Here is a 20,886-nt window from a genome sequence, read left to right on the forward strand (position 1 = left end):
GCGTTACTCACCCGTGCGCCACTCTACTCGTCTTCCGAAGAAAACTTTCGCGTTCGACTTGCATGTGTTAAGCACGCCGCCAGCGTTCGTTCTGAGCCAGGATCAAACTCTCCAGTTTGATATCCTAGACTACCCGAAGGTAGTTTCTTATATAATGCTATGTTACATAAGAGCTCAACTTTGAATTACAAAGTTTGCCCTGTGTCTCCCTTATAAAGGGGTACACTTTGGGCCCGTTTGCATAATTGTTGTTATTCAGTTTTCAAGGATCGTGCTCAGGCTCTCCAGGCAACAGAAAACCCCGCGGTACGAATGCCGCGATGAGCAGGCTAATCTAACATAACCGAAACTGCCGGTCAATGTTTTTCTTTACTCTTTTTTGTTTTTGTTTCCCGCTGCAATGCGGTGCTGACCGTTCAGGTCGATGCCGCATTCCGTGTTCCTCAAAGACCGCGGCAAACTACTTGATTGCCTGGGTGCCGTCAAGGGGAAAATGAGCTAAATTGGAAAATTATTTACCGGAACAGTGCTTCATGCTTAAATATATCGCGCTGCGTCGAGGAGTTGCGGGGGAATGGCAAACGAATAAAGTTTTCCGACAGAATAAGAAAAGCCGAACATGTCCTATCTGTTCGGCTTTCTAAAAGTACATAGAGAGTAATCAGGATCAGTCTCTGCGCAGATTACGAATATAGTTTTTAGTCAGTGCGGGATGGTCCTTTATAATTTTGTCCAGTTCGGGAGGCAGGGTTTTAGTCAAGTATTCGTCAATTTGTGCGTACGTCATTTCCTGGGAGAGAGCTTCCTCTACTTTCTCGATAAAGAGAGCTTGATCTTTCTCACTCTCAACATAGGCGAAAATACCTGATACGGGCGATTGTTTGAGACCTGTTTCCAGCGTGTTGAGACGTTGCATCAGATTTTCGATCTCGATATGTGTCGCACCGTAAAGTTGTTCAAGTTTCTTAATCTGGTCTTTTAGTTCCTGATCTGCTCCTGCCTGAATTTTTGTGGTGAGTTGTTCAACGAGATTTTTGATATCTTTTTCAGAATTCTGCAGGTGTTCAATGGCAACACTCATCTCTTCAATTTTTTGTTTAAGATCTGAGTTTTCGCCGGTAAGATCTGCAACGTTTTCCTGGAGCAGTGATTTGCCACCTATAAGGTCCTTAATGTCTTTCTGTAATATCAGATTCTTATCATGAAGTTGTGCGATCTCCAGTTTCATGCGGTCGTATTCCTCCGTGGTAATTCCTGTTTCTGACTGGCTGTCTGCACAGCATTGCTTAATCAGCGATAGTGCGTTTAGCGAGAAGTTTTTTTTTAAGTCGGAATACATTTGCGACGCCTGCTCGGGGTTAACCATTGCCACAGCTGCAAGAAAAATCGCAATAAGCAGAGCGATGGTAAAAGGGAGGGCAATAGCCATTCCTATGAAAAACAGGATGAGGTTGCCTATCCCAAAAATAATCGAGAGAATCCCACCTTCAGAGCCGCTGGTACCTGATGATGCAACAACGGCGAACAGAATAAGTACGCCACCGAGTACTGCAGCGGACTGCATAAGAGGACCCCGAAATTCATTTTTTTGCATTTTAAATCTCCTATATTTAGATATGAATAATAATCTTAACTAGATAGGGTGGTTACAGAGACATGTTTGTAAAAATGTGTCTGATGCTACATTAAGATGAAAATAGTAATTTAAAATAACCATCTAACTGTCTATGGTGTCAAGTTTTATGTTGTATTTCAGCTCAGCCGGTAAATCGAATTTAGACTGGGGAGATGTTGCACGCTCCATGAATCGCTCAGTGTATCCGCGGCATATATGCGTCATTAATTGAAACATCGTTTTTTGTTTATTTTATGTATCAGGTTTTCCGGATTCAAGTGTCAAATCCCGTGGTGCTGCCGTATTCACGGAGTTTCTCAATTCGTTGCAATACCGGAGGATGGCTGTAATGGAGAAAAACCATTGTCGGGTGCGGTGTAAGATTGCTGAGATTTGCCTGGCTGAGTTTTTTCAGACTGCTGACAAGAAATTCAGGGACACCGGTTGATTGTGCTGCATACCTGTCGGCGGCGAATTCATTTTTCCGCGAGAAAAAATGGAAGATAATTGATACAAGCAGGTTTATGGGCGAATAAAGAAACCCAAAAAAGAGCAGACTCGAATAGACAGAAGTATGCTGCATGCGAAATGCGGAAGAAATTTCACTATTGCTGAGAAAAATACCAAGAAGGTAGAACATGATTCCCGTTTGAACAATTGATGCAAGAATCATTTTAATGACGTGTTTCAACTTGAAGTGGCCCATCTCGTGCGCAAGAACTGCAATAATCTCAGAGTCATTGAGCTTATCAAGCAGGGTATCATAAAAAACAATTTTTCTGAATCTGCCAAAACCGGTAAAAAACGCATTGAGTTTTGATGATCGTTTAGAACCATCCATTGTAAAAATTCCCTGAAGTTTGAAATGTTCTTGCTTGGCGTAGTCGAGGATTCTGTCCTGTAAAGGACCATCTTCCAGAGGTGAAAATTTATTAAAGAGCGGCATTATGAGAACAGGGGCAAGAAACTGTAAAACAAGGGAAAAAAGCACCACCCCAAGCCAGCAATAGAGCCAGCCATAGACACCGGCGTACATGAAAAACCACAATACCAGCGCTAATATGGGAGCTCCGAGAACGATTGAGAGCAATCCGCCTTTGCATATGTCCAGAATAAAGGTCTGAAGTGAGGTACGGTTAAAGCCAAAGCGTTCTTCCAGGACGAATGTGGAATATATGGAAAAAGGCAGGTGCGTGACGAAAGTTAGAAAACCTAGGGTGCCGATAAATAATAAGCCGGTTACAATCTGACCATAGTTAAAGCTTCTCACCCATATATCGATATAATTGAAACCGCCGAAAAGCAGAAAAAGAACAGTGATAATGGTCGAATAACTATTCTCTACGAGGGAGAAAGAGGTCGTCGCCCGGGTATATTCCTGTGATTTTTGATACTCCTGTTCATTATAAGTGGCGGCAAATTCTTTTGGCAGTGCTGGATCGAGGGCAGTAATATTGAGTAATGAAACAATAAGTTCCAGGAGATAGGAAATGGCAATGATCAGTAGAACTATAAACAGCCAGAAATTCATGATTTCCTGAAATGTAAAGTGTTACCAGGGAAAGAAGCTGCGTTCGTGCAGGTGTTTGAACAGATAGCTGTTGACCTTCTGCCATCTGATGAGATGCAGGGCTTTCCAGTATCAGGATCAAAGCGTTGTGAAAAAACGACGCAGCGATTTACATGAGTGTTTGTATTGCAGAAGTAGTCATCGCAATAAATTGCGACGGCATTACTCCCATAACAATAATTGTCATGATGAGTAGTAACGCAAGAGCATTATTGATGCCGGAACTTGCAACGGTTCCTCGGTTCTCGGAATCGGTGCAGAAGGAGACCCGGACAATAGACAGATAATAATAGATAGCGATGCCGGTGTTAATTGCGGCAAGCACGACCAGAATGAGGTGGCCTTCTCTTAGGGCACCGAGCAATAGAAGGAATTTGCCGGTAAAGCCAACGAAAGGAGGAATGCCGGCGAGGGCAAAAAGCCCAACAGTCAAGGTAAGGGCCAGAAGGGGGGCACGTTTGTGCAGGCCCGTGAAATCTTCGACGACAACGTTTTTGCCATTTTCCGCAACGGTGCAGATTACCAGGAAACAAGCCAGGTTCATAAAGACATAGCCCGTTATATAATACATGGCGGTAGCATACCCGGTAAGTTTAAAGGTCAGTAAACCGACGAGAACAAAGCCGGCATGCGAGATTCCGGAAAAGCCGAGGAGCCTCTTGACGTCTTTCTGGATGAGTGCGGATAAATTTCCGTAAAACATCGACAGCAGGGCACAGACCATAAGCACATTCACTATCACTTCGCCTTCTGAACTCACCATTGTTATCAAGCGCAGCAACAGAGCCACTGCAGCAAGTTTTGGCACTGCGGCAATAAATGCGGTGGTTTCATTTGATGCACCCTCGTAGATATCAGGTACCCAGAAATGCAGGGGAAAGAGGGCGAGTTTATAGAAGAATCCGGCAAGCACTAATACGATGGCGATTACAGCTGCTGGCTGGCTATAGATGAGAGATAATCTTTCTGCAACAACAGGCAGCTGGGTAGAGCCGGTCAGGCCGTACATGTAACTCATGCCGAAAAGCATTAAACCCGTCGCCATAACACCAAACAGCAGATATTTGATGCCGGCTTCCACCTGGTTGCCGGAGGCGGTGGTATTGTTTCTCATCGGGACCATGATATAGACGGCAAAGGAGGAAAGTTCCAGGGAAACAAAGATTGACAGAAGCTCTACACTCGACACGAGCATCATTAATCCTAAAACCGACATGAAGAGGAACAGGTAGTATTCAGCCCGGGTTTCTTCATGCACATCCCCCCTGGCGTCACTGAAAACCAGGACGATGAGGGTAGCTAATGCGATGAGAAATTTAAAAATCTGGGAGAAAAAGTCAACCTGATAGGCCGCATAAAAAAGTTTTCCTTCACTTTTAAGGCAAAGGAGGGTCGCAAACAGGGTCAATGCAGCGAAGCCTATCGCAACATTTTTAATCACGCCGCTCGCCGGTTTGCCCAAACTGAAAATAAAGAGAATCAGTCCAGCCCCTAACAATGTAAATTCAGGTAGAAATAGCATCTTGTTACCTTTACTAGGTCTTAGTGACTTAGAAAAAAATCTTGTTTTGCAAGAATTTTTTCGTGAAGGAACTTATCCCGCAAAGTTTTTTAGCGGGGTTAGTGACTTAGAAAAAAATTTCATAAAAGTTATTTCGTGAAGGGCTTTCCCCCTTCATGAGGGCATTCAGTTCACCGGAGTTAGTTGTCTGCAAAGTTCAATGTAAAACCGATCCAGCCACGGCAACAGCCTGTGCCTGATGGGCAGTGAACTGCTGCAGAAGCTGGGCAACACTCGTATGTATCAGGTCCAGGAACGGTTGAGGCCCAAGGCCGATCCAGAACACAAAAAACAGAAAAGGTGCAAGGGTTACAATCTCCCGACTGTTCACATCCGTGAGCCATGATTGATCTGGATTGTCGGTACCGCCCCAGATGATTTTCTGCAGCATACGCAGCATATAGGCCGCGGCGAGAACTGCTCCGGGTATCGCTGCCAGAGCCAGATAAGGAAAACCGCCATTTGCTGTACCGAATTTAAAGGCGCCGGCCAGAATCATGAATTCGCCAACAAAACTATTGGTACCGGGAAAGCCAAACGAGGAAAGTGAGAAGAAAGCCAAAAAGGTTATGTAGACTGGCATGTATTTGCCGACACCGGTTGCTGAACGTAATTCTCGACTATGTGTTCTTTCATAGATCATGCCAACACAGAGGAACAAAGCTCCTGTGGTAATACCATGATTGACCATCTGCAGGATTGCTCCTTCAAGCCCATCGACGTTAAGGACAAAAATTCCAAGTGTTACGAAACCCATGTGGCCAACAGAAGAGTAGGCGATAAGTTTTTTCATATCACTTTGGGCAAGCGCGGTAAAGCCGCCGTAGATGATGCCGGCAATCGACAGCCAGAGGACATACGGCATCAGGATGATAGTGGCTTCCGGTGTGATTGGTAAGGCAAACCGGAGAAAACCATAGGTACCCATTTTCAACAGGATACTTGCCAGGATAACCGATCCGGCGGTAGGGGCTTCAACATGTGCAGCCGGTAACCAGGTGTGGAAGGGAAACATGGGTACTTTAATGGCAAATGCCAGAAAAAAGGCCAGGAAAAGATACATTTGGGCATTGACCGGGTAATCCTGCCACATCATGTCCGGTATAAAGAAACTATAATGGTTGGCTGTATACAACCAGATTATGCCGACGAGAAGCAAAATTGAACCAGCGAGAGTATACAGGAAGAATTTTATGGAGGCATAAATTTTCCGTGGCCCACCCCAAATGCCGATGAGCATATACATCGGAATAAGCATTGCTTCCCAGAGAACATAAAACAGAACAAAATCGAGGGCGACAAAAACGCCGATCATGGCGGTTTCCATGATAAGCAGGCAAACCATAAACGCCTGGATCCTGGTTTTTATGTATGACCAGGATGCGAGGACACAAAACGGCATGATAATTGTTGTCAGGAGGATGAGTAGGATGGAAATACCATCGACCCCGATTGTGTAGTTGATGTTAAACGTATCAATCCAGGGGTGGTGCTCGACGAATTGGAATTTGTGAGTTGTCCTGTCGAAACCGGTTATCAGGCGAAGAGAGAGCAGGCCGACAACACTGGTCGTGGCAAGAGCTAGATATCGACACAATGACTCACTCTTCACCAAAAGGAGGAGAAGTGCTCCCGCCAGAGGCAGGAAGATGAGTACACTCAAAATGGGGAAGCCGGAGTTAATCAGTAGTTGATCCATTACCAGTGATCCTTGAGTTCAAAAAAATTAAAGCCAGACATACGAGATAAGCAGGATGGCCGCAAAGGTGACCGAAATAAAAATGGTCTGTTGTATCTGACCTCGCTGCAAGACTATCGTCACCCTACGGCCTATTGCTCTCACACCTCTGGCACTACCATCTACCACGCCGTCAATGGCATGCCAGTCAAACCAGGACCAGAATCTGGCGGTTGTCATCAGTGAGTAGAGACCGACGACTCTATATGCAACACCCCAAACGTTGTCGAGCCATTGGATGGGATGTTGGGCGAGCCAGAGAAAACCCCGGCCACCCATTCGGTAGAACCATTCCAGGTCGAGGCTGATTGTCGCTTTGGCGCCGAGTTTATCTTTGAGAAAAACAAACGCCAGTGCTGTAAATGCAAGTATCTGGAATGTTTCACTCAGGTGGGAGCTGCTGTAGGGGTGAAACGACACTCCGGCATTGGGCAGCATGTGATAGAGAAATGGGGGATACGATCCAATCGCCAGACAGAGGAATGCTGCTGCCGCCATCGCCGCATGCATATTCCAGGGAGGTTCCTCTGCCTTGGCCCAGGTCTCTTCGCTGCAACGGTTCTCGCCGAAAAAGATGAGATAAGGCAGCCGTAATCCGGCGACGAGGAAGGTACCGACTGACACGAGGGTGAGCAGGAATCCAGCGATGTACAGATGTTCTTCAAAACCGGCCGCTATGATCATCGATTTGGACACGAAACCGGAAAAGAGGGGAAAGGCCGAGACGGATACTCCGCCGATAACCATGAAGAACAAAGTCGTCGGCATCTTTTTATAGAGGCCGCCAAGCTCGGTGAATTTGGATTTCCCGGTCGAGTGGAGAATTGCCCCGGCAGCCATAAAGAGCAAACCCTTATACAGGATGTGGGCAAAAGCATGGGCACAGGTACCATTAATAGCCAGTGCAGTGCCAATTCCGACCCCGGTCACCATATAACCTACCTGACTTATAATTTCCCAGCCGAGCAGTTTGCGGATATCATTTTCCATCATGGCATAAATAATACCGTAGATGGCCATGATGACCCCGAGAACGATCAGGATTTCAAAGCCGGCAAAGGCGCGGGCCAGAGTGTATATAGCAGTTTTGGTGGTGAAAGCGCACATGAAAACCGCTCCGGTAACCGTGGCTTTGCTGTACGCATCCGGCAGCCAGGAATGGAGAGGAGGAACAGCAGCGTTCAACATCAGTCCGGCCATGATCAGCCAGGTGTATAGCTGGGTGTGATGTGCATCGAGTTGGACAAAAGAAAGATCCCCGGTGGCTTGATACCGAAGAACAAAACCAAGCAGCAAAACGATGCCACCGAAGGTGTGGATCAGTAAATAGCGGTATCCGGCGGCCAGTGCGCCGTCATCTTTATTAAACCAGACGAGAAAAGTAGAGGCAAAGGCCATCATTTCCCAGAAGAGAAAGAGGACTAAATAATCACCGCAGTATATGACCCCGAGACTGCCTGATACGTAGAACCAGGCAGCGATATGTTGCAGATTGTCTTTGACATGCAGGCCGTACACGGTGCCAATTATGGCCATAAGGGCCATAATGAACCCGAATACCATGGAAAGGCTGTCAACTCTGCCGAAAGTCAAGGTCCATTCCCCCATGAAGGTGACTACACCATGGACGCCGGGGTGCCAGCTGAGGTAGATCACATCCAGAAAGGTGAGGATCGGCACACTGCAGAGATAGAGTTTTCGAAACGGCTCTTTTATAAAAGGCAGTATCAGCGCCCCGCATATCAAGATCAGAGCCGGATGGATAAAGCTAGTTGTCATAGTAATCCTCCCGGGTCATGATTCCGCTTTTGCCGAACCATCTTGCAAAGTAAATGAGAACCACACAGGACAACAGGGTAAATATCGACCAGAAACCTGGAATGTGTGCTTCCATCCATGTGTGGGCGTGATGGGTGTCTACTGCAACCACCGACCAGACCAACATGACCGCGATGCCAATGTAGCAGCCAATTTTTACTGCCTGCAGTCGCGCTTTCAGAAAATCAATGAACGTTATTATCATCCCGTCACCGCCTTTACAAATTGCAACATGAAGTCAGGAAAAATACCTAAAAGCACAGAAATTGTGCATGCTATCAGAATTGGTATGAGCATGGCGAGAGGCGCTTCTTTTATACCGGTAAAAGGCTCACCTTCCGGCCGTTTACCAAAAAAAGCCCGGTAGGTAATAGGGGCAAAATAAGCGGCGTTGAGCAGGGTACTGGCGATGAGAATGAGCAGTATCCCGATCTGATGCGCTTCTACCGAGCCGATGAGCAGATTCCATTTTGTTATGAATCCTGCCACCGGCGGTGCTCCTATCATACTCAGCGAGGCAACGCCAAAGGCGCCAAACGTCCAGGGCATGGTTTTACCCAGGCCATCCATCTCAGAAATTTGCTTTTTATGGGTCGCTACATATATGGCACCGGCACAAAAGAACAGGGTGATCTTGGAGAAGGCGTGATTAACGATATGAATCAGGCCGCCCTGGATGCCTGGATCGGTGAGTAAGGCGGCACCTAATATAATATAGGAGAGCTGGCTGACCGTGGAATACGCCAGCCGGGCCTTTAAATTATCTTTGGAAAGAGCAATGATTGATGCAGCGAGAATGGTGAAACTGACAAAATAGGCAGTCGGAATACCCAGATTGAAGGCGTGCATGGTATCGGTGCCAAAGGTGTAAAGCATGGTCCTTGTCGTACAGAACACGCCAACTTTGACAACGGCAACTGCATGGAGCAGTGCGGAGACAGGAGTCGGGGCAACCATTGCCCCGGGCAGCCAGTGATGAAACGGCATGACCCCGTTTTTGGCGAAGCCGAAGATACAGAAGATGTACAGCATGATAACCAGGGTACCGTTTATGCCGGCAGGAAAAATTCCGTCATGGATATTTGAAGCAAAATCGAGCGTGCCGGTCAGCACATATATGAGGATCATGGCCGGCAGCAGGAAGGCTTTGGCGGTGGTTGTCAGGTAAATGATATACTTACGTGCTCCGTTGTAACCTTCGGCATCCTGGTGGTGACCTACCAGGGGATACGTACATATGGAGACGATCTCGTAAAACAAATACATCGTAAACAGGTTATCGGAGAAGGCTACTCCGATGGCCCCGAAAATGGCCAAGGCGAAACAGGCATTGAAACGCGTCTGCGCATGTTCATTGAGTCCTCGCATATAGCCCATCGAGTAGAAAACGGCGATGGTCCAGAGAGAGGAGGAGACGAGGGCAAAAATCATCGACATGGCATCTGCTCGCAGAGTAACAGATACGCCCGGAAGAATCGTGAAAAGATGCAGAACAAGGGTTTTTCCATGGAGCACTGCAGGAATCATGGATCCGACGACCAGCAGGAGGAGGATGGAAGAAACTGAAGATATGCCCTCCCTGATGTTTTCGTTATCCCCCTTGAACATCACTCCCAGCGTACCAATCAGCGGAATGAGCAGGGCTATGAGTAATTTATAATCCATTCCAGGTGGCTCCTCGGTTAACCTTTAAGTTGAACAGTGTCTTCTGCGTCTATCGATTTAAACTGTCGATACACCGCGATAATGATACTGAGACCGATGGCAGCTTCAGCAGCGGCAACCGCCATGATAAAAAGCGTGAATACCTGTCCGGTAACCGGATCCGGTGAAGTGAAACGGTTGAATGCCATAAAATTGACGGACGCCCCAGCCAGAATCAATTCTGCGGCAATAAGCATACCGATAAGTGTTCTCCTGGTGACGATACCGTAAATGCCAATGCCGAAGAGAACGGCACCAATAACAAGAAACGTGTTGAGATCATTATACAATGTAAGTATCGACATCAGTTATCCCTCCCGCTCCTGGCAATAACCAGGGCGCCCAGAATGGCAATAAGCAGGACGATGGAAATCAACTCAAAGACCATAGAATAATTGGTTAATAATTCTATGCCGATGGTTTTGATCGATCCATCGTTGATTTTGGCCATGACTTTCCAGTCTGTCCTGACAGCCAGGACGGAGAAGCCGCCGGCAAGAAGGGCGGCGGTGGCAAAACCGGCAGGGCCGACCAGCGGTCCGGCAGGACCAACCCTCTTCTTCTCCTCTGGCGCTGCGAGCATGATGGCAAAAGAGATGGTCACGGAGACAGCTCCGACATAGATCAGAACCTGCATCAGGGCGACAAAAGGTGAATTCAGAAAGTAGTAGACTCCGGCCACTCCAATAAAACAGACAATGAGTCCGGCAACGGCCCGAACCAGTCGCTCCGAGTTACAGGCGATAAAGCCGCCGACTATGGTAATTACCAGATTAATTAAAAAGACGACCCCGACCAGTCCGTCGACACTAAAAAGGCTTGGGGATGTGACCATTGACGGGTTCATTTATTTTTTTCCTCCAGACGTTTGAGAAGATCAAAGATAAAATCCTCTTTTCTGGTACTCGCCAGGTTGTATTCTTTAGAAAACTCAAGTGCGTTGAAATTGCAGGATTCAACACAGGACCCGCAGAGAGAGCACCTGGTAAAATCAAGAATGTATTTGGTCAACACTTTTTTCTTCCCGCCTTCCGGCTTTTCACCGGCCAGAGAAATACAGTTGGAAGGACAGGCTTTTTCACAGAGACCGCAGACCACACAGTTTGGTTTTCCCTCTTCATTGGCGATGAGCTGCGTATGGCCCCGATATCTGTCGCACATGGTCAGCGTCTCGTATGGATAGGAGACCGTGACCGTCGGGCTGAAAAATTCTTTGAAGGTTATGCCCATGCCAATAAAAAGGCTGATCAAACCATGATAGATGTCGGTAAAATAGGTGATCATGTTAAAACACCTTTATTAATCCTGCGGTAAACAGCAGGTTGAACAGAGACAGCGGGATGAGAATTTTCCAGCTGAGATTCAAGAGTCCGTAAATGGTGGTCCGGGGAAAGGTCCAACGGATCCAGATAAACGTAGCGATTAACAAATAGAGTTTGAGAAGAAACCAAAAAATACCGGGAATGAAGCCCAGAAAAGGAAGGGGGGCGTTCCAGCCGCCCAGAAACAAAATGGTTGTCATGCAGGAACCGATGACGATGTTGGCATATTCTCCCATAAAGAAGAGGCCAAACCCCATGGAACCGTATTCGGTGTGAAAACCAGCGACCAGTTCGCTTTCCGCCTCGCCCAGATCAAATGGCGCCCGGTTGGTCTCGGCCAGGGTGCAGGTGAAAAAAATCAAGAAAGACATGGGCATCAACAGGTTATGAGAGTTGCCCAGCACAGGGAAGATGTTCCAGTGCAGTATCGACCCGCTTTGCTGACGCACAATCTCCATGAGATCCGTGGAACCGGCAATCATGACCACCGTAATTGTCGTGATAAGCATGGGAATTTCATAGGCTACAGCCTGTGATACCGCACGCACCGAGGACATCATGGCATATTTGTTCCGCGAACTCCATCCGGCAAAGACCAGGGCCATACTACCCGTTGACGCAAAAGCAAAAATCATCAGGACACCGACATTCATGTTCTTGGCGACGATGCTCTCGCTGAACGGAATGGTCACGAAGCTCATAATAGCAGGAAACATGGCGAGAACCGGGGCGGCGATAAAGAGTACCTTGTCGGCCCCGCCGGGAATAGTCAGCTGCTTGGCCATCAGTTTGATACCGTCAAGCGGAGGCTGCAGCAAACCGAATGGACCGTTGATATTCGGTCCGGGGCGACGCTGGATTCGTGCGGCACCTCTTCGCTCGGCCCAGACCAGGTACGCTGCATTGAGGGCGGCAAAAGCGATGGCAATCACAACGGCAACAATGACATTCAGTAGTGTTAAGCTCATAGATGAATTTCCTCTTACCTGTCTATCTCGGGAATGACCAGGTCAAGACTTCCCATAAATGCGAGAGCATCCATTATCATCATGCCTCGGCATGACTCATCAAACAAGTGCATGTTTGAGTAGGTTGGCGAACGAAGCTTTAATCGATACGGGGTCTTGCCACCATCGCTGACCAGCCTGATGCCAAAACTGCCCCGGGCGGTTTCAACCGCTTGGTAATAATCTCCGGGGGGTGGTTTAATCAGTTTGGGCTTTTTCTCGGGCATGATCGGCCCGTCTGGCAGCTTGTCCAACCCTTGCTCTATTATCCTCAAGGACTGCTCGATTTCTTCCATTCGAACCTTGTATCTGGCAAGCGAGTCGCACTCATGGAAGACCGGAATATCGAAATCAAACTCCGGATACACTGAATATGGCTCGTTTTTCCGGACATCAAAATTGATACCGGATCCCCTGGCAACCGCACTGGAGGCACCATATTTTCGACACATTTCCTGGCTGAGAGGGGCGATGCCCTCCAGCCTTTTGTGGAAAATAATATTCCCGGTGACCAGTTTGTGATATTTTTTCAGTGATTTTCGCATACGGGGAATGAAGCGTCGGGCTGCCGAAATAAAATCATCGTCGATATCATTATACAGTCCACCGAAACGGAAGTAACAATAGGTCAGGCGGGATCCGGTCACCGCCTCAAGCATATCGAGGATGTATTCCCGGTCCTGAAGGGCGTACATCAGCGGGCTGAACCCGCCGAGATCCATAACAAAGGCCCCGAACCAGAAAAGGTGTGAAGCGACGCGATTGAGCTCTACCATGATCGCCCGGATATACTCCGCCCGTTCCGGAACCTCGATGCCCGAGGCCTTTTCGATCAGCAGCACATGACCGTGAGAATACCCGAGGGCTCCGAGGTAATCCATGCGGCTCAGGTTCATCAGGAACTGAGGGTAGGTCTTGACTTCTCCCATCTTCTCGTGCATCCGGTGAATATAGCCGATGACCGTTTCCGCGTTGACGATATACTCCCCATTCATCTCCATCTTGACCCGGAGTACACCATGCGTAGCAGGATGCTGGGGCCCTACATTGAGGATGAACGTCTCGTCCGGTTGAAGTTTTATTGGAGAATTCATGCCTTGAAATCCTTTAAGAGTGGATGGAAATCTGCGTCTTCAGGAAGAAGGAGCGGAACAAGGTGGGGATGCCCGGTAAACTTGATGCCGAAAAACTCATGGGTTTCGCGTTCATGCCAGTTAGCTCCGGCATAGATACCGGTAATTGTCGGGACCACGGGGTGGTTTCGATCGACTCTGGTCCTGATGACCACCCGGCAGAGATCGAAGTCATACCTGGAAAAATCGTAAATGACCTCAAGCTGACCGTCTTTGATCCAGTCGACACCCGTTATGCTTTCAATGAAGAATTCTGCCTCATCAACAATGGTGACTGCTTCCAGTAACTGGTCAGGAGACACCTGGGCATCAAGGTGATAGCCGTGCACGGCGTAATCACGTTCAACGAGACCGTTGTTGCGTGGCTCTTGCGGAACTTTCTTGTCCTTTTCCTCGCCTGCGTCTTCGATCGGCGCTTCTTGTGGTTCTGGTGTTGGAAAAAGCTTTTGGAGAGCCAGTCTTGTTTTTTCACAAATCATATTACTTGCTCCAAGAACTATAAAAACCGGTAATTTGCGGTTCTGAACGGGTTATTGAGCGATAGACTTAAACTTTTGCAGCCTCCGGGTTTTTCCACCTCTTCCAGTCAGAGACGAGGTGTTCAAGTTCGATAATTCCCTGAAGGAGGGCTTCGGGTCGTGGCGGACAGCCGGGGATATAGACATCGACCGGGAGAAACTTGTCGGCGCCGAGGACGATACTGTACTGACCTTCGAAGGCGAATGGCCCGCCGGAAATTGCACAGTTGCCCAGAGCCATGACCCACTTCGGTTCAGGCATCTGGTCGTAGAGAGTCTTGATGCCCGGCATCATTTTTTTGGTGATGGTCCCGGCGACGATCATGACATCACTTTGTCTGGCAGAGGGGCGAAAAACTTCAGCCCCAAAGCGGGACATGTCAAATCTGGCACAGCCGGTCGCCATCATCTCGATGGCACAGCAGGCGATACCAAATGTCAGGGGCCACAAGGAGTTGGCCCTGCCGATGTTAAGCAGCTGATCTAGCGGTGCAAACTGAACTACTGACGAAGGTACGTTTTGCGTTCCCACTTAAATACTCCCTTGATCCATGCATAAACTACTGCGAGTGATAATATTCCGACAAACAGAACGATTTCGATAAAATCACGTATAGAAGATGCGAACATCGCATCGTTGTATGCAGTAGCTACAGGGAATAGGAAGAGAACGTCAACGTCGAAGGCTAAAAAGATGAGGGCATACAGGTAGAAGACAACCCCGTAGCGAATCCAGCTGTCGCCGATGGGGTCCATGCCGCATTCGATGTGTTGCAGGGCTTTATTGTTGATCTGCCTGGTTTTGAGCGGCATTAAAAGATATACTATAGCAATCGGACCGAGGGCGAAGGTTAAACCGCCAATGACAAATGCAGCTATCCAGAGAACTTCCTCAGGATACAGAAACGCAGTGAGTTGTTGTTCCATACTGATTCCTTGTCTGCTTGTATTTTTTAAAATTAATACAATGCTACCAAGTTACATCATGTTGGTTAACATTTTCCGCTGGTCAAATTTGCGACCTATCTTAAATAATTGTTATAGCCGTGTCAATGATAAACTCGTTTCTTCCTTACCTCTCATTGGTTCTGAATCGGACCTGTGTGTATGGCCTCTATTCACTGGAAATCCTTGATGTAAAAAGACTTGTGAAACTTCTCAAAAATGCTATTATGACTCCCTTGGAACCTAAGTAATTAAGATGGTAATTATAAGTAAAAGTGATCTGTATTCTAGCGAGGAAACATGTCTATCACATTGAGACAATTGGAAATATTTATAGCTGTAGCGGAAACTGCCCAGGTCACTAAGGCCAGCAAAAAGTTGTTTGTCACCCAGTCTGCAGTGAGTATGGCTTTGGCAGAACTGGAAAATCAGTTAGGTGGTTCTCTTTTTGATAGACATGGGCGAAGTCTCCTTCTGAATGCACGGGGCAGGTTTCTTCTTCCGCTTGCCAAAGATATTACTGGTCAGGTCAGTAATATAGAAACCATCATGTCGGAGCGGAATGATAAACTCGATGGCAGGATTGAAATTGTTGCCAGCACCACTCTTGGCAACTACATTCTCCCGTATCTTATCGGCGCTTTCAAGAAGGTACATCCGAATGTACATGTTAACCTGCTGGTCTACAATACCAGATATGCAGAAAAACTTGTTTTTGACAAAGAAATGGATGTTGGTTTTGTCGAAGGCCCTCTCTCTGGAAGAGAAGAGATTCTTTGGCGGCCATGGTTTGAAGACGAATTAGTTGTTCTGTGCGGACCGACCGATCCCCTGGCGCATAATGAAATTTTTGATATTAAAACCGATCTGAAAGGCAAGAAGTGGATCATGCGGGAAAGTGATTCGGGGACTGCCGCCACGATCAGAGAGCGTTTTGGCAAGTATATGGAAGATGTTCTTATTGTCATGGAGATGGGACACCCGGAAGCGGTTAAACGTGCTGTTGAGTCCGGTGCGGGGATAACCTGTCTTTCTGCCCTCAGTATTTGTCGGGAAGCGGAAAACGGATGGCTGAAAGGATTGAAAGTTGAAGGACTGGATATGAAAAGACAACTCAAAATTATCCAACGCAAAGATACCGAAATAAGTGATGCCCTTGCTGAATTTCTTTCTTTTTGCGATGTAATGACAATCTGTGACGATTCAAGAATCTGTCTTTCTTCGCCCTGGAAGTTGCAGTCACTTCTTGCCAGGCACTCAGCTATGAAAAAATAAGATCCCCATAGAGTACTTCTTTTAAAAAGAGACCATGGGCGGGTGCGGTTGCACCGGCCCTGGTTCTGTCTTTTGCCTGCAGGATCGTCGAGAATTCCTCGACAGTCAGCTTTTTTCGGCCCACATCAAGAAGAGTACCGACAAGATTTCTGACCATATTGCGCAGGAATCCATCACCGATAAATTGAAAAATGAGCATATCTGGCGTTTGCTGTATGAGTTTTGCCTGGTGAATTGTCCGTACTGCTCCGCGGCCTGAACAATTGCTTTTATCTCGCGAACCACTATTTTCAAAAGAAGAAAAATCATGAGTACCCTCAAGCAGGGGCAGGCAATTGTTAATGGTTGACAGATCGAGCTTTGCCGTGACATGCACACTGTACAATCGGAGATGGGGAGGGAGGATACTGCCGGTGTAAATGATGTACTGGTACCGTTTGCCGATGGCAGAAAAACGGGCATGAAAATCCGGGCTTACCTGTACGGCGTCCAAGATTCTAATGGCTCCAGGCAGCATTCCATTCAGGCCACGTAAAAAAGTATGGCAGGAGAGCGGCGATCCGGTTGCAAAGTGGGCAACCATTCCTTCCGCATGGACCCCGGCATCGGTTCGCCCGGCCCCATGAAGGTGTATCTCTTCCCGGGTCATCAGGGTGAGGCATCGCTCAATCTCACCCTGGATCGTCCGGTCGTGCCGCTGACGCTGCCAACCGCTGAAATCGGTACCATCGTAACTGATAAGCAGTCTGATATTTTGCTGGCCAAAAGACATAGGTACGAACACCAGGGCGACTGCCCGAAGTTAAGGAAATAAAGGGACAGTCGCTAAACCGGTGGTCTCTTCAAAACCGAGCATTACATTCATATTTTGTACCGCCTGGCCGGAAGCACCTTTGACGATATTATCGATTGCCGACATAACAATAATCCTGTTCGTCACGGGATCGATCTTATAGGAAATGTCGCAGAAGTTGCTTCCCCGGACATATTGCGTTGCAGGAAAAGAATCTTCTTCAAGGAGCCGGATAAATGGCTCGTTCTGGTATTGATTGTGATAGAGGGCATCAATTTCCTGACGGGTAAAGCCAGGGGTAAGCGATGCGTAGACGGTACTCAGAATGCCTCTTGCTATGGGCAGAAGATGTGGGGTAAACGAAATATGTACCTGTTCTCCGGCCAGGACCGCGAGTTCCTGCTCTATTTCCGGAGTGTGCCGATGGGCTCTGCCAACTTTGTACGGTCTGAAGCCGTCGTGTACTTCACAAAACAGTGATCCTGTCTGTGCGGCCCGGCCGGCGCCTGAGGTACCAGATTTTGAATCGGCAATAATCGTCGGCAGTGAAATCGCCCCTGCTTTCAATAGCGGCACCAGCCCGAGGATAATTGACGTTGGGTAGCAGCCGGGGTTGGCCACGAGGCGACTGCCGGCAATGTCCCTGCGATAGAGTTCCGGCAGCCCGTAAACCGCCTCACCAAGTAATTGACTTGAAGAATGGGCTTGATACCATTTCTCATAGACGGCAACGTCACGCAGCCGAAAGTCAGCCGATAAATCGACGACTTTCTTGCCTGCATCGAGCAGCTGTGGCACCAGATCCATCGCTGTTTTATGCGGAACTGCCGTAAAAAAGAAGTCGGCCTTCGCACACAGTTCGGAAACCGAAAGATCTTCGCAGACAATATCGATTTTTTTACGCAGGCTGGGGAAAATTTCCGAGAGCAGACGACCGGCATATTGTCTTGAGGTTGCAGCTGTAATCTGCACGTGGGGGTGGTTGCAGAGTATTCGGGCGAGTTCGGCACCGGTATATCCGGAAGCACCTATGATACCGACCTTGAGCATGGTGGTTATTCTCCTCGAAAAAATAGTATGTAATGAACTGTTCCGGCCTTATCGCATTAAAAAAGGGGAACAACAGCTGATCTGTCATTCCCCTTAAAGCTAACATGGACTTTGCAGTTGCCTGCCGTAAGCCAGATATCCCGGTGATAAACGTCTTGCGTGAAATCTTAACGTTTAGAGAACTGGAACTTGGCGCGGGCGCCTTTCTGGCCGTATTTCTTCCGCTCTTTTTCGCGCGGGTCACGGGTGAGCAGGCCGGATTGTTTCAGTTGCAGTCGTATCGCGGGATTTGATTCCAGGAGCGCTTTGGAGATGCCGTGGGACAATGCATCTACCTGGGCAGATTTTCCGCCGCCCCGGAGGGTCGCGATGACATCGAACTGCTCCATGGTTTCGGTGACTTTGAAAGGTTTGACGATTTTTTGACTTTTAAATATCTGACCAAAATAAGCATCTGCTTCAACTTCATTAACGATAACTTTTCCGGTGCCGGGAGTAAGCCATACTCTGGCTACTGCAGTCTTTCTTTTTCCTGTGGCATAAAAACGATCTTGAGCCATTTTTGTATTCTCCAAGATTAAATATCTAGTTCGGCAGGTTGTTGTGCTGCATGGGGATGATTTTGTCCTGCGTATACCTTCAGCTTTTTCAATTGAGCACGACCCATCTTATTTCTCGGCAGCATACCTTTTACAGCTTTGATAAGCAGATCAGTTGGATGTTTTTCGAGCATCTCTTTGGCGGATGTCTCTTTAATTCCACCCATCCAGCCGCTATGACGATAGTATTTCTTGTCGTCGAGTTTGTTGCCGGTAAGTTGGATTTTTTCAGCATTGGTAACGACTATAAAATCACCATTGTCAATAAATGAGGAAAAAGTCGGCTTGTGTTTACCTCGCAACCGGGTGGCTATTTCTGATGCCAGACGGCCCAGAACCTTGTTCTCTGCGTCGACAATGTACCACTTTTTGTCGATCTCGTTGACTGGGGCAAGATAGGTTTTCATTGTATCCCTCAATTGGTCGATCATTTAATAAAAAAAGGTCCGAACAGTAGTGTCGAACCTTTTGCACATTATAATGGAGCGGGAAACGAGATTCGAACTCGCGACGTCAACCTTGGCAAGGTTGCACTCTACCACTGAGTTATTCCCGCTCAGTAAGTTCTTACGTGTCAAAACTGCGGTGTTTATACAAGGTCTGTAACTGTGTGTCAATTAAAAAATCAATTGAGTTAAGTGTTCTATTGTAATTATTTTCTTCATAAAAGTCACGAAAAATAGAGATGGTTTTGTCAGTATGGAGTATATATTCCTGTTAATATGAATCAATGCTCATGAATTCCTTATGCTTATCATCGCACCTCCGATATGCAGAAAACAGGTTTTTCTCGCTGGAACGCTTTATCTTAACTCAAAATGCTTAGATGGATATGGTAAATATGGCTAAATCAGAAACAATGGAACGAAAGGGTTTCGTTGCCAGGAAAACTGCCGAGACTGCGATTGAGTTGCAGGTAGACCTGGATGGTTCAGGTAAGAATGATATTAAGACCGGGGTGGCATTTTTAGACCATATGCTTACTCTCTTCAGTGTGCACGGGTTCTTTGATCTTTCAATCAAAGCAGAGGGCGACACCGAAGTCGATGATCATCATACGGTGGAAGATATTGGTATATGTCTGGGTCAGGCAATAGCCAGGGCGCTGGCCGATAAAGGCGGAATTGCCCGCTATGGCAACTGCTATCTGCCGATGGATGAAACCCTGGTAAGGGTGGTTGTTGATATTTCCAACAGGCCGTTTCTCCATTACGATGCTGTGGTTACCGAGCAGAAACTGGGGACTTTTGATACAGCTCTCGCCAAAGAATTTTTTCGTGCGGTATGCCAGCATGGGGGGTTCACCCTGCATATCGATCTTTTGCATGGTGAAAACGGACATCATATTATTGAAGCTATATTCAAAGGATTTGGTCGGGCGATGCACAGTGCGACTACCAGGATCGCGGTCGAAGGTGCGCTCTCTTCCAAAGGCTGTCTCTGATGACTTCAGGCTGCGATCTTGAGTTGCAGACTGTATTTACTGCAGTGGATATTGAACCCGATATATTTAACTTTCAGGTGTTTTCGTGGCAAAATTAATAAAATCGTTTCTTGGTTATTGTTGTGCTGTCGTCCTGCTTGCAGCATGTTCGTCCCACTCAGGAAAAGACGACGGCCTTGAGGCTCAGGCACCCTTTGTACCGCTTTCCTGCATCGCAGTCCTGCCAGCCAGTACTTCTGCCGATGTGGATGAAACGATCAGTTATGAGAAAGCCCAGACCCTTGAGCAGGGGGCGGCCTATGCCACCGAGGTAATGCAGCGCGTGTTGCAGGGGAAGGCAAAGGTGCGTTTTGTCAGTTCGGATCAAATGATGTCGCTTGTTCCGGATATTTCCGGCGGCATCTCGGGCACTGTAGCCGCACTTGGTCAAAAACTCAACTGTGACGGCGTACTGCTGACCACTGTCCGCCAGTACAGGCAACGCCAGGGGACCGACTATTCTGTTGATGCGCCGGCCGCGGTGGATTTCTCTATGGTATTGCGACATTCTACCGACGGTAATATCGTCTGGTCCGCTGACTTCAGGGAAGAACAGGAATCCGTTCTCGAAAATCTCTTCAGCTTTGGTAAAGCGAAGAGCAGGGGTTTTAAGTGGGTAACTGTCGAGTATCTCATGGAGCAGGGAATTCAAGACCGGCTGCGCAACTGCCCGTACCTGCAATAAAAGACCTGTTATATTCTTCAAGAGCCCGCGGCCTGATTCAATACAATGCCGCGGGTTTTGTCATTTTCGC

At 47.6% G+C, this 20,886-nt stretch carries 22 protein-coding genes, 1 tRNA gene and 1 rRNA gene; 3 read left to right on the forward strand and 21 right to left on the reverse strand.

What is annotated here, in order from left to right:
• The 16 genes from FCL47_RS21455 to FCL47_RS21530 all read right to left on the reverse strand — a co-directional run.
• Positions 1-118, reverse strand: a 16S ribosomal RNA gene (locus tag FCL47_RS21455); the annotation flags it as partial.
• A gap of 549 nt (positions 119-667) precedes the next feature.
• Complete coding sequence (locus tag FCL47_RS21460; protein WP_136815780.1) at positions 668-1,594, reverse strand: hypothetical protein; 927 nt, start codon at positions 1,592-1,594, stop codon at positions 668-670.
• A gap of 295 nt (positions 1,595-1,889) precedes the next feature.
• On the reverse strand, positions 1,890-3,146 hold the full coding sequence (locus FCL47_RS21465) for a M48 family metallopeptidase (protein ID WP_136815781.1): 1,257 nt from the start codon (positions 3,144-3,146) through the stop codon (positions 1,890-1,892).
• A 148-nt stretch (positions 3,147-3,294) separates the two neighbouring features.
• Positions 3,295-4,707 (reverse strand): NADH-quinone oxidoreductase subunit N, encoded by a 1,413-nt coding sequence (locus FCL47_RS21470; RefSeq protein ID WP_136815782.1) that lies wholly within the window; start codon positions 4,705-4,707, stop codon positions 3,295-3,297.
• Between the two features lie 196 nt (positions 4,708-4,903).
• On the reverse strand, positions 4,904-6,445 hold the full coding sequence (locus FCL47_RS21475) for an NADH-quinone oxidoreductase subunit M (protein ID WP_136815783.1): 1,542 nt from the start codon (positions 6,443-6,445) through the stop codon (positions 4,904-4,906).
• Positions 6,446-6,472: 27 nt separating this feature from the next.
• Positions 6,473-8,263, reverse strand: a complete 1,791-nt coding sequence (locus FCL47_RS21480) for a Na(+)/H(+) antiporter subunit D (protein WP_136815784.1) — start codon at positions 8,261-8,263, stop codon at positions 6,473-6,475.
• Positions 8,253-8,507 (reverse strand): hypothetical protein, encoded by a 255-nt coding sequence (locus tag FCL47_RS21485; RefSeq protein ID WP_136815785.1) that lies wholly within the window; start codon positions 8,505-8,507, stop codon positions 8,253-8,255. Before FCL47_RS21485 ends, FCL47_RS21480 begins: the two co-directional genes overlap by 11 nt.
• On the reverse strand, positions 8,504-9,967 hold the full coding sequence (locus tag FCL47_RS21490) for a monovalent cation/H+ antiporter subunit D family protein (protein ID WP_136815786.1): 1,464 nt from the start codon (positions 9,965-9,967) through the stop codon (positions 8,504-8,506). Before FCL47_RS21490 ends, FCL47_RS21485 begins: the two co-directional genes overlap by 4 nt.
• Positions 9,968-9,984: 17 nt before the next feature.
• Complete coding sequence (gene nuoK, locus FCL47_RS21495; protein ID WP_136815787.1) at positions 9,985-10,311, reverse strand: NADH-quinone oxidoreductase subunit NuoK; 327 nt, start codon at positions 10,309-10,311, stop codon at positions 9,985-9,987.
• A complete protein-coding gene (locus FCL47_RS21500; protein WP_136815788.1) occupies positions 10,311-10,853 on the reverse strand; it encodes an NADH-quinone oxidoreductase subunit J in 543 nt (180 codons plus the stop codon). The genes nuoK and FCL47_RS21500 overlap by 1 nt, the downstream gene beginning before the upstream one ends.
• On the reverse strand, positions 10,850-11,290 hold the full coding sequence (locus FCL47_RS21505) for an NADH-quinone oxidoreductase subunit I (protein WP_136815789.1): 441 nt from the start codon (positions 11,288-11,290) through the stop codon (positions 10,850-10,852). The genes FCL47_RS21500 and FCL47_RS21505 overlap by 4 nt, the downstream gene beginning before the upstream one ends.
• A 1-nt stretch (position 11,291) precedes the next feature.
• Positions 11,292-12,296: an NADH-quinone oxidoreductase subunit NuoH gene (gene nuoH, locus FCL47_RS21510; protein ID WP_136815790.1), complete on the reverse strand. Its 1,005-nt coding sequence runs from the start codon at positions 12,294-12,296 to the stop codon at positions 11,292-11,294.
• Positions 12,297-12,310: 14 nt separating this feature from the next.
• Positions 12,311-13,429: an NADH-quinone oxidoreductase subunit D gene (locus FCL47_RS21515; RefSeq protein ID WP_136815791.1), complete on the reverse strand. Its 1,119-nt coding sequence runs from the start codon at positions 13,427-13,429 to the stop codon at positions 12,311-12,313.
• Positions 13,426-13,947, reverse strand: a complete 522-nt coding sequence (locus FCL47_RS21520) for an NADH-quinone oxidoreductase subunit C (RefSeq protein ID WP_136815792.1) — start codon at positions 13,945-13,947, stop codon at positions 13,426-13,428. The genes FCL47_RS21515 and FCL47_RS21520 overlap by 4 nt, the downstream gene beginning before the upstream one ends.
• Before the next feature lie 67 nt (positions 13,948-14,014).
• Positions 14,015-14,518 carry an NADH-quinone oxidoreductase subunit B gene (locus FCL47_RS21525; protein WP_136815793.1) on the reverse strand — a complete coding sequence of 168 codons (504 nt, stop codon included), beginning with the start codon at positions 14,516-14,518 and terminating at the stop codon, positions 14,015-14,017.
• Positions 14,488-14,913: an NADH-quinone oxidoreductase subunit A gene (locus FCL47_RS21530; RefSeq protein WP_136815794.1), complete on the reverse strand. Its 426-nt coding sequence runs from the start codon at positions 14,911-14,913 to the stop codon at positions 14,488-14,490. The genes FCL47_RS21525 and FCL47_RS21530 overlap by 31 nt, the downstream gene beginning before the upstream one ends.
• Before the next feature lie 318 nt (positions 14,914-15,231).
• On the opposite strand from FCL47_RS21530, the gene FCL47_RS21535 reads away from it, so the two are divergent.
• The gene (locus tag FCL47_RS21535) at positions 15,232-16,206 is read left to right on the forward strand and encodes a LysR substrate-binding domain-containing protein (protein WP_136815795.1); all 975 of its coding nucleotides are present in this window, start codon (positions 15,232-15,234) and stop codon (positions 16,204-16,206) included.
• Here the strand turns inward: FCL47_RS21535 and truA are convergent.
• From truA to FCL47_RS21560, 5 genes are all read right to left on the reverse strand, one after another.
• Positions 16,193-16,978, reverse strand: coding sequence for a tRNA pseudouridine(38-40) synthase TruA (truA, locus tag FCL47_RS21540; protein ID WP_136815796.1), 786 nt, complete (start codon positions 16,976-16,978; stop codon positions 16,193-16,195). The two genes, FCL47_RS21535 and truA, sit on opposite strands and share 14 nt — an antisense overlap.
• 30 nt (positions 16,979-17,008) lie before the next feature.
• Positions 17,009-18,049, reverse strand: a complete 1,041-nt coding sequence (argC, locus tag FCL47_RS21545; RefSeq protein ID WP_136815797.1) for an N-acetyl-gamma-glutamyl-phosphate reductase — start codon at positions 18,047-18,049, stop codon at positions 17,009-17,011.
• Positions 18,050-18,216: 167 nt separating this feature from the next.
• Positions 18,217-18,609, reverse strand: a complete 393-nt coding sequence (gene rpsI, locus FCL47_RS21550; protein ID WP_136815798.1) for a 30S ribosomal protein S9 — start codon at positions 18,607-18,609, stop codon at positions 18,217-18,219.
• Between the two features lie 17 nt (positions 18,610-18,626).
• Entirely contained in the window at positions 18,627-19,055 is a 429-nt protein-coding gene (rplM, locus tag FCL47_RS21555) for a 50S ribosomal protein L13 (RefSeq protein ID WP_136815799.1), read from the reverse strand.
• Positions 19,056-19,129: 74 nt separating this feature from the next.
• Positions 19,130-19,204 (reverse strand) — tRNA-Gly (locus FCL47_RS21560).
• Positions 19,205-19,507: 303 nt separating this feature from the next.
• Here FCL47_RS21560 and hisB point away from each other — a divergent pair.
• Positions 19,508-20,092 (forward strand): imidazoleglycerol-phosphate dehydratase HisB, encoded by a 585-nt coding sequence (gene hisB, locus FCL47_RS21565; RefSeq protein ID WP_136815847.1) that lies wholly within the window; start codon positions 19,508-19,510, stop codon positions 20,090-20,092.
• Between the two features lie 85 nt (positions 20,093-20,177).
• Positions 20,178-20,816, forward strand: a complete 639-nt coding sequence (locus FCL47_RS21570) for a hypothetical protein (protein WP_136815800.1) — start codon at positions 20,178-20,180, stop codon at positions 20,814-20,816.
• Positions 20,817-20,886 lie beyond the last annotated feature (70 nt).

Source organism: Desulfopila sp. IMCC35006, assembly GCF_005116645.1.
In the GTDB taxonomy this organism is placed as follows: Bacteria; Desulfobacterota; Desulfobulbia; order Desulfobulbales; family Desulfocapsaceae; genus Desulforhopalus_A.